The sequence below is a fragment of the Desulfovibrio piger genome (assembly GCF_012843875.1).
In the GTDB taxonomy this organism is placed as follows: Bacteria; Desulfobacterota; Desulfovibrionia; order Desulfovibrionales; family Desulfovibrionaceae; genus Desulfovibrio.
The window spans coordinates 1-9,439 of sequence record NZ_JABAFY010000070.1; the positions used below are offsets into that span (position 1 = coordinate 1).

11 protein-coding genes and 1 tRNA gene are annotated in these 9,439 nt (G+C 65.6%); 9 read left to right on the forward strand and 3 right to left on the reverse strand.

Translation table 11 applies throughout. The features are described 5' to 3' along the window. Nucleotides 1–239: 239 nt before the first annotated feature. The 5 genes from HF854_RS11550 to HF854_RS11570 are packed head-to-tail and all read left to right on the forward strand — an operon-like array spanning nt 240 to nt 3,660. Nucleotides 240–902, forward strand: a complete 663-nt coding sequence (locus HF854_RS11550; protein WP_168936427.1) for a site-2 protease family protein — start codon at nt 240–242, stop codon at nt 900–902. Nucleotides 903–930: 28 nt separating this feature from the next. Further along, nucleotides 931–1,923: a tryptophan--tRNA ligase gene (gene trpS / locus HF854_RS11555; RefSeq protein ID WP_168936428.1), complete on the forward strand. Its 993-nt coding sequence runs from the start codon at nt 931–933 to the stop codon at nt 1,921–1,923. A gap of 5 nt (nt 1,924–1,928) precedes the next feature. Beyond that, nucleotides 1,929–2,366, forward strand: a complete 438-nt coding sequence (gene ruvX / locus HF854_RS11560) for a Holliday junction resolvase RuvX (RefSeq protein ID WP_006007180.1) — start codon at nt 1,929–1,931, stop codon at nt 2,364–2,366. Beyond that, entirely contained in the window at nt 2,363–3,409 is a 1,047-nt protein-coding gene (mltG, locus tag HF854_RS11565) for an endolytic transglycosylase MltG (protein ID WP_168936429.1), read from the forward strand. The genes ruvX and mltG overlap by 4 nt, the downstream gene beginning before the upstream one ends. Before the next feature lie 14 nt (nt 3,410–3,423). Next, entirely contained in the window at nt 3,424–3,660 is a 237-nt protein-coding gene (locus HF854_RS11570) for a hypothetical protein (RefSeq protein ID WP_006007176.1), read from the forward strand. A gap of 420 nt (nt 3,661–4,080) precedes the next feature. On the opposite strand, the gene larE is transcribed toward HF854_RS11570, so the two are convergent. From larE to hisH, 3 genes are read right to left on the reverse strand one after another with little or no spacing between them, the layout of a single operon-like run. After that, nucleotides 4,081–4,857 carry an ATP-dependent sacrificial sulfur transferase LarE gene (larE, locus tag HF854_RS11575; protein WP_168936430.1) on the reverse strand — a complete coding sequence of 259 codons (777 nt, stop codon included), beginning with the start codon at nt 4,855–4,857 and terminating at the stop codon, nt 4,081–4,083. Next, entirely contained in the window at nt 4,851–5,630 is a 780-nt protein-coding gene (gene hisF / locus HF854_RS11580; protein ID WP_168936431.1) for an imidazole glycerol phosphate synthase subunit HisF, read from the reverse strand. The genes larE and hisF overlap by 7 nt, the downstream gene beginning before the upstream one ends. Further along, a complete protein-coding gene (hisH, locus tag HF854_RS11585; protein WP_006007168.1) occupies nt 5,623–6,261 on the reverse strand; it encodes an imidazole glycerol phosphate synthase subunit HisH in 639 nt (212 codons plus the stop codon). Before hisH ends, hisF begins: the two co-directional genes overlap by 8 nt. Nucleotides 6,262–6,575: 314 nt before the next feature. On the opposite strand from hisH, the gene HF854_RS11590 reads away from it, so the two are divergent. From HF854_RS11590 to HF854_RS11605, 4 genes are all read left to right on the forward strand, one after another. Further along, a complete protein-coding gene (locus HF854_RS11590) occupies nt 6,576–7,454 on the forward strand; it encodes a sulfite exporter TauE/SafE family protein (RefSeq protein ID WP_168936432.1) in 879 nt (292 codons plus the stop codon). A gap of 292 nt (nt 7,455–7,746) precedes the next feature. Next, nucleotides 7,747–8,577, forward strand: coding sequence for a glutamate racemase (gene murI / locus HF854_RS11595; RefSeq protein ID WP_168936433.1), 831 nt, complete (start codon nt 7,747–7,749; stop codon nt 8,575–8,577). Between the two features lie 189 nt (nt 8,578–8,766). Further along, entirely contained in the window at nt 8,767–9,042 is a 276-nt protein-coding gene (locus HF854_RS11600; protein ID WP_006007160.1) for an HU family DNA-binding protein, read from the forward strand. A 238-nt stretch (nt 9,043–9,280) separates the two neighbouring features. After that, nucleotides 9,281–9,370: transfer RNA gene (locus HF854_RS11605), tRNA-Ser, on the forward strand. Nucleotides 9,371–9,439 lie beyond the last annotated feature (69 nt).

Sequence of the window (9,439 nt, forward strand, 5' to 3'; positions counted from 1 at the left end):
GTTACCTCGTCAATTTTATGGGACTACTTTACCTTGCTTTGGCCTGTATCCTTTGGAGAAAACTGGTATAGCAAGATATATGCCGGACATTCTCTAAATAGTAAATCCAGCAGATTACATCGGCCATCAATATCCCGCGCATTTCTCCCTTACTCTTCCCCCAGACATAACACCCCTCTCATCTCTCCCCCCGGGCCCCTCGTATCGACATTTGACCCGTTGCATGGTACTTGCGGCAGATGTTCGATTTTGCATTCAACGCACAGCGCTTCGCTGTCTACCTGATCCCCACCCTGCTCGGCATCATCATGCATGAAGTGGCCCACGGCTGGATGGCCTCCCGCAAGGGGGACCAGACCGCCCGCTTCATGGGCCGCCTGACCCTCAATCCCGTCTCGCATTTCGACGCCCTGGGCGCGGCCGTGTTCCTGCTCACCAGTCTGGGCACGGGCTTCATCTTCGGCTGGGCCAAGCCGGTGCCGGTCAATGTGCGCAACCTGCGCGACCCCGCCCGCGACATGATGTGGGTGGCCCTGGCCGGGCCCGTGACCAACTTTTTGCTGGCCATCGGCTTTGCTCTTGTCCTGGGCGCCGTGGTGGCCATGCTGCCCAGCCCCGACATCTCGGACACCACGCGCTACTTCCTGCTCATGCTGGTGGCCGGGGTGAACATCAACCTCTGCCTCGCCTGGATCAACCTGCTGCCCATCCCGCCGCTGGACGGCAGCAAGATCGTGGCCTATTTCCTGCCGCCGCGCGCGGCCTGGGCCTATATGAGCGCCGGGCGCTACGGCTTCATCATCCTGGTGCTCCTGCTGGCCACGGGCCTGTTGGGGCACATCCTCGGGCCTCTTATCGGCGGGGGCAGCGATCTGCTGCTTTCGCTTGTCGGTATCAAGTAAGTAACGGAACTTCTAAAGGAATCTTGAAATGAGCACTGTTCGTCCGCGTACGGTTTCGGGCATGCGTCCCACCGGGCCGCTCCATCTGGGTCACTACTTCGGCGTCCTCAAGAACTGGGTGGAACTCCAGCACACCGAGGAAGCCTATTTCTTCGTGGCCGACTGGCACGCCCTGACCAGCGATTATGCCGACCCCTCCAACATCGCCACCAACGTGGAAGAGATGGTCAAGGACTGGGTGGCCGCCGGGCTGGATCCCGAAAAGTGCGTCATCTTCCGCCAGAGCGCGGTCAAGGAACACGCCGAGCTGAGCCTGCTGCTCTCCATGATCACCCCCGTCTCCTGGCTGGAACGCAACCCCACCTACAAGGAACAGCAGCAGCAGATCACCAACAAGGACCTGGGCAACGCGGGCTTCCTCTGCTACCCCGTGCTCATGGCCGCGGACATCCTCATGTACCGTCCCCACGGCGTGCCCGTGGGTGAAGACCAGCTGCCCCACATGGAGCTGACCCGCGAGATCGCCCGCCGCTTCAACTACCTTTATGGCGGCAACTTCTTCCCCGAGCCGCAGGCCATGCTCACCCCCGCGGCCAAGTGCCCCGGCCTGGACGGCCGCAAGATGTCCAAGAGCTACAACAACGGCATCTTCCTGCGTGACACCATGGCCGACATCGAGCCCAAGGTGCGCGGCATGTTCACCGACCCGGCCCGCCTGCGCAAGAGCGATCCCGGCAACCCGGACGTCTGCAACCTCTTCCCCTACCATGTGCTGCTGGCCAGCCCCGAAGAGCAGGCCGAGATCCGCACCGGCTGTACCGGCGCCAGCTTCGGCTGTGTGGAATGCAAGAAGCGCTTCCTGAAGAACCTGGAAGCCTTCCTGGCTCCCCTGCAGGAACGCCGCGCCGCCCTGTCGGCCCGTCCCGGTGCCGTGGCCGAGATCCTGGCCGCCGGCAACGAACGCGCCCGCGCCTTCGCCTCCGCCACGCTGGCCGAAGTGCGCGCCAAGATGGGGCTGTAAACGCCTTGAAATGGGTAGGTATTGATTACGGCCTGGCCCGCACGGGCCTGGCCGCCACCGACCCGGAAGGCATCATGGCCTATCCGCTGACCACCATCCGCCTGGCCGACTACGCCAACCGCAAGGAATTCCTGGCGGCGCTGGCCGGGCGGATCCTCGAGGAGCGCCCCGACGCCGTGGTCATGGGCCTGCCCCTGCTCACCGACGGCACCGAGAGCATGACCACCCGGCAGGTGCGCAACGTCACCGAGCGCCTCAAGCGCCGCGTGCCCCTGCCCTTCTATTTCATGTCCGAGCTGCTCAGCTCCGAGGCCGCCGAGCGCGAACTGCGCGAGGTGGGCCGCACGGGCCGCCGCTGCAAGGCCGTGCTGGACCAGCAGGCCGCCGTGCGCATCCTGGAGTCCTTTCTTTCCCTCAGCCCTGACCAGCGGAGGCCGGCATGAAGACCGTACTGCGCATCGTGGCTGTCCTTGTCCTGCTGGCGGCGGCCGCTGCCGGCTGGGCGGGGTACGAGGCCTGGACCTTCCTCAAGACGCCCCCGGCCACACCGGGGCAGGAAGCCTTCTTCGACGTGGAACCCGGCGCCAATGTGCGCCGTGTGGCCGACAAGCTGGAAGAACGCGGCCTCATCACCGATGCGCGCAAGTTCCTGCTGCTGGCCCGCTACAAAAAGTGGGACAGCCGCCTGCAGGCCGGCCGCTTTGCCCTCAATACGGGCTGGCTGCCGGAACAGGTGCTGGATACCCTGGTCAACGGCCAGCCGGTGCTGTTCCGCGTCACCGTGCCCGAAGGCCTGACCTGGTGGCAGACCGCCAGGGTGCTGGAAGAGGCCGGGCTGGTGCGCTTTGAGGATTTCCGGGCCGTCATCACGGACCCGGCCTTTTTGCGCCACTACGGCATCCCCTTCGATTCGGCCGAGGGCTTCCTCATGCCGGACACCTATCTGCTCAAGAAGGCCGACGTTCCCGACAAGGCCCAGGCCCGTGCCGTGGCCGGCCGCATGGTGGACAACTTCTGGCGCAAGGGCGACGCCCTCTGGCCCGACGGCAAACGCCCCTCCCGCGACGAGCTGCGCCGTCTGGTGATCCTGGCTTCCGTCGTGGAGAAGGAGACCGCCTTTGCCGACGAGCGGCCGCGCGTGGCCGGCGTCTATGCCAACCGTTTGCGCATCAACATGGCGCTCCAGGCCGACCCCACGGTCATCTACGGGCTGGGGCCCAACTTTGACGGCAACCTGCGCCGCCGCCATCTGGACGACGCCAACAACATCTACAACACCTACCAGCGTCCCGGCCTGCCGCCCGGCCCCATCTGCTCGTTCGGCGCCAGCGCCTTGGCCGCGGCCATCACGCCCGAAGAGCACAAGTACCTCTATTTCGTGGCCATCACCGACGGCGGCCGCCACGCTTTTTCCACCAACCTCGACGATCATAACCGCGCCGTGCGACAGTACCTCAAGAACCGTCGCGCCCAGCGCCAGCAATAACAGGAAGGCAGGTCATGAAGTATTTGATCATGGAAGATTTTTCCGGCCAGCCCGTGCCCTTCATCTTTCCCCGCCGCGTGGACCACGCCGACATGCGCGACCAGCTCCCCTACGGGCAGGTCATCTCCGCCGGTGTGGTGGAACACGGCCCCGAGGGCTTCGTCTGCCACGGCGGCAACGCCGAACTCAATGTCAAAGCCCGGCCGGAGGAAGACGCGGCCATCATCACCGAGGCCCTGCGCGTCCGGTAAGGCCATATCCGCGAAGGACGGGGAAGGTCTTTGAGGGGGGAACCCCTCATCTCTGCTGTCGATGCCCGTAGCTTCCTGCGTCGCAACGGACACGGCCCTGCGGGCCGCCATCCGGTCGCTGCTAGCGCGAGAGGGGTTCCCCCCCTCAAACTCCCCCTTCCCCAGCCCGCTTTCATAACAGGACATTCCTCCAGCTCATGGGAGGGCATATCCCTGTCAAAAACAAACGCGCCCGCGAGAACTCCGTCTCGCGGGCGCGTTTTATTTTTTCCGGGGAAAATATCCTCCCCCTTTATCAGGGCACCGGAGAAGGCCTTCGTGTACCGGCAGCGACGGGAGGAGGCCCTACCCGTTGCACGATGCAGAAAGCTGCGGGCATCGCCAGCAAAGATGAGGGGATTCCCTCCAAAAACATCACGCTCAGCGGTCAAAAAAGCCGCTGACCGTCCCTTCCACCATCCCGGCCCCGCCAAAACCGTGGGCGTCCAGCACCTGCATGACCTGCGGCCGCAGGCCGTCAGGCAGCACGGCCGCCTGCAGGACGGGCTCCGGCGTCAGGCGCAGGCGAAAATCCCCCAGGCCGGGCAAGGCGGCCAGATCGGCCTCGGCAGCGGCCAGACGGGCCAGCAGGGCCGGTTCCGGGCTCATGCCGTAGGCCAGCCGGGTCAGCAGGCAGGGACGGGCGGCCTGCTGCGGGTCGTCCAGGCCCCAGGATGCGCCCAGATCGCGCAACTCCTGTTTATGGAGCCCGGCCAGCGCCAGGGGCGAGAGAACGCCCGCCTCGCGCACGGCCCGCTGTCCGGGCCGGAAGGCGGTCAGATCGTCGGCATTGCTGCCGTCACAGAGGATGCGGCAACCGCCCGCGGCGGCCAGGGCGTCACGCAGACGACGCATGAGGGCCCGCTTGCAGGCATAGCAGCGCTCCCGGCTGTTCATCGCCACTTCGGGCAGGGAAAGGGGATCGTGCCGCACTTCCAGCAGGGGCAGCCCCTGCGCCCGGGCCCAGCGCCGCGCCGCCTCACTCTCGGCCTGCGGCACATGCGGCCCCGTGGCGTGCAGGGCCAGCACGTCGCAGCCCGCACGCCGCAGGGCGAAACAGAGGAAACGGCTGTCCAGCCCGCCGGAAAAGGCCACGGCCAGCGGCCAGTGCCGCAGCACGGGCAGCAGGGCCTGCCAGCGGGCTTCGGGAGCTACCACGTCAGGCGGACCTTGGCGCCCTTTTCGGCCATGACTTCCTTGCACTGGCGGATGGTGTACTGCCCGTAGTGCACGATGGAAGCGATGAGCGCCGCCGAGGCACCGCCCTTGCTCACGGCATCGTACATATGTTCGGGCGCGCCCGCGCCGCCGGAAGCGATGACCGGGATGGACACGGCGTCCACGATGGCCCGGGTCAGGGTCAGTTCGTAGCCGTCACGGGTGCCGTCGGCGTCGATGGAGTTGACGCAGAGCTCGCCCGCGCCCAGTTCCTGGCATTGGCGCGCCCATTCGATAGCGTCGATGCCCATGCGACGGCGGCCGCCCTGGATGACGATCTCGTAGCCGGAGGGGATGCTCTCGCTCACGGGCACGCGCAGCACGTCCATGCCCACCACGATGGCCTGCGAGCCGAAAGCCGCCGCGCCGTCGGCCACCAGATCGGGATTGCGCACGGCCGCGGAGTTGATGGAGACCTTTTCGGCCCCGGCGTTGAGCACGGCGCGCATGTCGGCCACGGACGAGATGCCGCCGCCCACGCTGAAGGGGATGAAGATCTGCGAGGCCACGCGCTCCACCACGTCCAGGAAGATGCCGCGTTCCTCGGCCGAGGCCGTGATGTCGTAAAAGACGATCTCGTCCGCACCTTCCTCATAATAGCGGCGGGCGCTCTCCACGGGGTCGCCGATGTCCACGTTGCCCTGGAACTTGATGCCCTTGGTCAGGCGGCCGGCGCGCACGTCCAGGCAGGGGATGACTCGTTTGCTAAGCATGGCGCACCTCGTCGCAGTAATCGTAGAAATTGCGCAGCACGGTCAGGCCGGGACGGCCGCTCTTTTCCAGATGGCACTGCACGGCCCACAGGCCGTCGCGGCCGTAGACCGAGCAGAACTCCTTCCCGTAGACCGTGGTGGCCATGACCAGCTCGGGCGCGGGCTCCACATAATAGCTGTGGACGAAATAGAATTCCGCACCGGGCTCGATGCCGTGCAGCAGACGGCCCGGACGCACCACATCGAGGCTGTTCCAGCCCATATGCGGCACGGGGGCGGGGCTGCCGTCCTCTTCCTTCATATGATCGGGGAAGCGCACGCAGCGGCCGGGCACGATGCCCAGGGTGCGCACGTCGTTCTCTTCGCTGTGCTCCAGCAGGATCTGGCAGCCCAGGCAGATGCCCAGCAGGGGCTGGCCTTCGGCCACGGCACGGCGCAGCACGCTGTCCAGACCGGCGGAGGTCAGGGCCTCCATGGCCTGCCCGGCGGCGCCCACACCGGGAAAGATGATGCCCTGGGCCTGCTCCAGTTCCGCAGGATCGGCGGTGATGCGGCAGGGGATGCCCAGATGTTCCAGCGCGCGGCGCACGCTGGTCTGGTTGCCTGCCTTGTATTCGAGAATGGCGAGCATGAAGAAATCCTTTGCTGCACGGTGATGGGAAAGCCTGAAATATACGCGTTTCGCCCGGCACAGGCAATGTGCCCCCGGGGGACGCGCTGCGTGACCGGGCCGCAGCCCCGGCCCTGCGGGGCCGGAGGGCCGCCTCATAGCCCAATTTATCACTATTTTATACAAAATAGTGATAAAAATATCCTAAAAAATCACGCTTATTTTATTTTTATCTCTTTATTTTCCATAGGTTAGTAAAAAAATAAAACGTGACAAAAATATCCATATCAGTTTACTCTGCTTTTACCCCGTCGCACAACCTGTGGAGGTGGTCCATGTTCTTTCCCGTTTCCGGTATCGAGTGTCACCCCCTGGTGCCCGTCCTGGCGGCCATGGGCATCTCGTTCGTCACGTCCATGGGCGGCCTGTCGGGAGCCTTCCTGCTCCTGCCTTTCCAGATGAGCTTTCTGGGCTACACCAGCCCCGGCGTCAGCGCCACCAACCATCTTTTCAACGTGCTGGCCTGTCCCGGCGGCATCGTGCGCTATGCCCGCGAAGGGCGCCTGCTCTGGCCCCTGGCCCTGACCGTGGCCGTGGGCACCCTGCCCGGCATCGTGCTGGGCTCGCTGATCCGCGTCTACTGGCTGCCGGACGAGAGCCGTTTCAAGGTCTTTGCCGGTCTGCTGCTGCTCTGGATCTTCTGGCGCATGTTCCGCGACCTGCGCAGGCCCGCCGCGCCCGCCCGCAAGGGGGGCGGCATGGCCCGGATCCATGTGGAGCGCTGGGACCGGTCCCGCCTGGTCTTCACGTTCGGTGAGGCACGGCACTCCGTCAGCTGCCCGCGCCTGGCGGTCCTCAGCCTGGGCATCGGTCTGGCGGGCGGCATCTACGGCATCGGCGGCGGCGCCATCCTTTCCCCCTTCCTGGTCAGCATCTTCGGCCTGCCCGTCCATGCCATCGCCGGCGCCCTGCTGCTGGGCACCTTCCTGGCCTCGCTGGCCGGAGTGCTGGGCTATGGCTTCCTGGGCCTGTTCTCCTCGCTGGACGGCATCGGCGCCGATCCCCTGCTGGGCCTGCTGCTGGGCCTGGGCGGGCTCATGGGCAGCTATCTGGGGGCGCGCTGCCAGCGCTTCGTGCCCGCGCGCCGCATCAAGTGGGGGCTGGCCCTGATCCTGCTCTTCACGTCCCTGCGCTATCTGTGGCAGGGATTCTAGCGGCCCGTACCGCCCGGCCGGCACGCCGGTATGACGCACCGGGACAGGAGAAGTGCGTCCCGTAAGCCTCCGGCGCCCGTTTTCCCTTGCCCTGCCGCCTGAAAAAAGCCATCCTTCCGCAGTCGGGACATGGATGCCCCTGACCGGATGCCGTCGCCCTCCTCGGGGCACGCCCGGGAAGGAGGCCGCGTCCCGCCCTACCGGCAGGCAGGGGCGCCTTGCGCCCTTCTGTCCCCACAACGTGCCAGCCCGGGGAGGCCCCACCGGAGCCGTCCCCCATCGAAGGAACGTCATGAATCCCTCAGCTACCCTGCCCATCGGCATCTTTGATTCCGGCATGGGCGGCCTGACCGTGCTCAACGCCATCTCCGGCCGCCTGCCCGGCGAGAACCTGCTCTACCTTGGTGATACGGCCCGCCTGCCCTACGGCACCAAAAGCCGCGACACCATCATCCGCTACACGCTCAAGGCTGCGGGACGCCTGGTGGACGAAGGCGTCAAGATGCTGGTGGTGGCCTGCAATACCGCCACCTCCGCCGCCCTGCCGGAACTGCGCGAACACTTCGCGCCCCTGCCCGTCCTCGGGGTCGTGCGCCCCGGTGCCGAGGCCGCCGTGGCCGCCAGCCGCAACAAGCGCATCGTGGTCATCGCCACCGAAGCCACCATCGCCGGCGGCGCCTACCAGCAGGCCATCGCCTCCCTGTGCCCCGAGGCCCGCGTCCAGGGCAGGGCCTGCACCCTTTTCGTGCCCCTGGCCGAGGAAGGCTGGATGGACGGCCCCATCGTCGAGGGCATCGCCAGCCGCTATCTGGGCGACCTGTTCTCCCCGGGACGGCCCGACAGGCCCGACACCCTGGTGCTGGGCTGCACGCACTTCCCCCTGTTCCGCGAAGCCCTGCGCCATGTGGTAGGCGATGACGTGCGCATCGTGGATTCGGCCGAGACCGCCGCTGTGGCCGTGGAGAACCGCCTGCGCGAGCTGGGTCTGCTGCGCGGGGAAGACGCCCCGGGCTCCCACCGCTTCATGACCACGGACAACGTGCTGCGCTTCATCCGCACCGGCAGCCTTTTCCTGGGGCACCCGCTCAAAAGCGCCGAAGTCAGCCTGGTGGACCTTTCCTGACCATCCGCTGATGCGTCCCGGGGCCGCCTCGCCCGAAAGCAATGCGAAAAGTATGCCCGAAAAGGCTCTGATGCCCGGAAAACTTTGATATATGGGCATTTTCCATTGACACGGGCCAAGCCCATAACGTATGGATGCCCTGTCTGGCCTACAGATTGAAACCCGAAACTCTTTTTTTGGAGTATAACGATGACCAAAGCTGAGCTTGTTGAAAAGATCCATGCCAAGGCCGGCCTGCCCACCAAAGCCAAGGCCGAAGAAGCCCTCGACGCCGTCGTGGCTGCTCTGCGCGAAGCCCTCGCTTCCGGCGAATCCGTGACCTTCACCGGTTTCGGCAGCTTCAAGGTGGTTGAGCGCGCCGCCCGCAAGGGTCGCAATCCCCGCACCGGCAAGGAAATCACCATCCCTGCCAGCAAGGTTGCCAAGTTCACCCCCGGCAAGGGCCTGAAGGACGCCATCAAGTAGTATTTCGCTCAGCGGATCCGGCGGCGTCCTCTTCTGGAGGGCGCCGCTTTTTTTATGGTCCGCCGGGCTCTCCGGCAGCTTGCCCTTTGCGCTCCGGGCCCAAAAGTGCTATATGCTTCTGGCTGTTCTGACGGGCAGGCCCTGCGCCGTGCCCGACAGCCCGCAGACGAAGCACCGCCCAAGGCCATGGACCCTGCACGCAGGGGTGGCGCAGGAGGCGGCGCGGTCTGCTCCGCACGGAGGGGTGGCAGAGCGGTTGATTGCGGCGGTCTTGAAAACCGCTGAAGGTTCACGCCTTCCGGGGGTTCAAATCCCTCCCCCTCCGCCAGAAAAGCGACCTATACGATCCCGCCAAGTACCTAAGTGCTTGGCGGGATTTGTTTTTTTACTTCCTATA